The organism is Candidatus Poribacteria bacterium, from assembly GCA_021295715.1.
Taxonomy (GTDB): Bacteria; Poribacteria; WGA-4E; order WGA-4E; family WGA-3G; genus WGA-3G.
In genome coordinates, this window is record JAGWBV010000128.1 from 8,081 (window position 1) to 9,548 (window position 1,468).

General features: G+C 46.6%; 4 protein-coding genes. All 4 read left to right on the forward strand.

Translation table 11 applies throughout. From position 1 onward, the window contains the following. A partial coding sequence (locus J4G07_21235; GenBank protein ID MCE2416511.1) for an ankyrin repeat domain-containing protein occupies positions 1-329 on the forward strand: 329 nt, incomplete at its 5' end. Positions 330-413: 84 nt separating this feature from the next. Beyond that, on the forward strand, positions 414-1,010 hold the full coding sequence (locus J4G07_21240; protein ID MCE2416512.1) for a hypothetical protein: 597 nt from the start codon (positions 414-416) through the stop codon (positions 1,008-1,010). 20 nt (positions 1,011-1,030) lie between these two features. Continuing rightward, positions 1,031-1,255, forward strand: a complete 225-nt coding sequence (locus J4G07_21245; protein MCE2416513.1) for a hypothetical protein — start codon at positions 1,031-1,033, stop codon at positions 1,253-1,255. Next, the coding region (locus J4G07_21250; protein ID MCE2416514.1) for an AAC(3) family N-acetyltransferase at positions 1,171-1,468 on the forward strand (298 nt) is incomplete at its 3' end. The genes J4G07_21245 and J4G07_21250, both read left to right, overlap by 85 nt.

A 1,468-nucleotide genomic window follows, 5' to 3' on the forward strand; every position in this document is an offset into this window, starting at 1 on the left:
ATATTAATATTCAGAATTATAAAGGGAAAACGGGGTTACATTGTGCAGCAAAGGCGGGTTTTCTCAAAGTTATCAATCTGCTCATTGAGAAAGGTGCGACCGTTGATGCTACCGATAACGATAGCGAAACGCCACTGTTTGAGGCGATCCGATCAACGATAAAGAACGGTGAAAAACAGCGAGCGGCGTTGGAAGCACTGCTCATCAAAGGTGCTGATCCGAACGTTAGGAATCGGAAAAGGCAGACCCCACTACAAGTCGCGCAGCGGATGCGAAGAGCAGATGCGGGAAGAATTGTCGAGTTGCTACAATCATATTATGCAGTTTAACTCACTCGTAAATATAGTGTTAGTATCTGAAATCTCTTAGCCTTATGTGCGGTTACGAGATTCCAGTATCAAAGGAGGATTGTGATGACTGACGAAGAAATTGCCAGACATTCAAAACTGCTCCATCAGGAAGCAAGCGAATTGCTCGAAAAAGAGGGTTTGCTTTTGATGCTCAGGTCTTTTGGGACTACCAGGGTTATCGGAAGTTACGCCTTGGATACAATGACATGGCCCGATATTGACATCAGCATGAATCTACCAAACGAACAAAATGTAGAACTTTTCTTTGAGATCGCTAAGAGAATCGCAACGAAGTTCGAGATAACGAAGATGTCATATTCAAATCACTTCATACGTGGCTTTCCCGGATACGATCACGGGCTTTATTGGGGTACACAACTCCGCTATGCAGAACGGGAATGGAAGATAGATCTCTGGGGATATAACGATACAGACTATCAAACACATATAGCAGAATTCGATAGACTCCACGAACAATTGCGACAGGCAGACCATGTAGCGATTCTACGCATCAAACACGTTATCTGCCAACACCCGGATTATCGCGGGAACGTTTATAATAGTATGGCAATTTATCGGGCTGTCCTTGAAGATAAAGTTGAAACTGTGGATGAATTCAACACATGGCTCGAAAATAATTCGCAAGTCCACACGAAATAGAAAATAGTTTTTAAACCAGAATGCGGACACCTTACACACGCGAAAAACTCATCCAAGACTTTCTTAATCTCGGTATAGCACACGGGGATACACTTTTTATTCATTCATCTTTTAAGAGTCTGGGACCCGTCGAGGACGGCGCTGGCACGGTTATCGCTGCATTAGAAGCAGCGGTCGCAGCCTTTTACCGGGTCTGGAAGAACGCGTCGCCGCGTGGAATGTCGACAAAACGCCGTCTACGGTAGGTTGGCTGACGGAGTTTTTTCGGCAGATGCCCGGCACCCATCGCTCTAACCATTATTCGCACGCCGTTGCCGCCCGCGGGAAAGATGCGAAGACGTTCGTATCCGATCATCTCCGACGCGAAGGCTACCAATCGCCGTGGGATCATTCCCCGTGGGGAAAGACTTACGGCACGCACTCACCGATGTTCCGTGCCTACACGATGAACGCTAAAC

What these genes read in the sequence shown, in the direction of transcription:
- J4G07_21240 (MCE2416512.1), top strand. Translation starts at nt 414, where the DNA reads ATGACTGACGAAGAAATTGCCAGACATTCAAAACTGCTCCATCAGGAA.
- J4G07_21245 (MCE2416513.1), top strand. Translation starts at nt 1,031, where the DNA reads ATGCGGACACCTTACACACGCGAAAAACTCATCCAAGACTTTCTTAAT.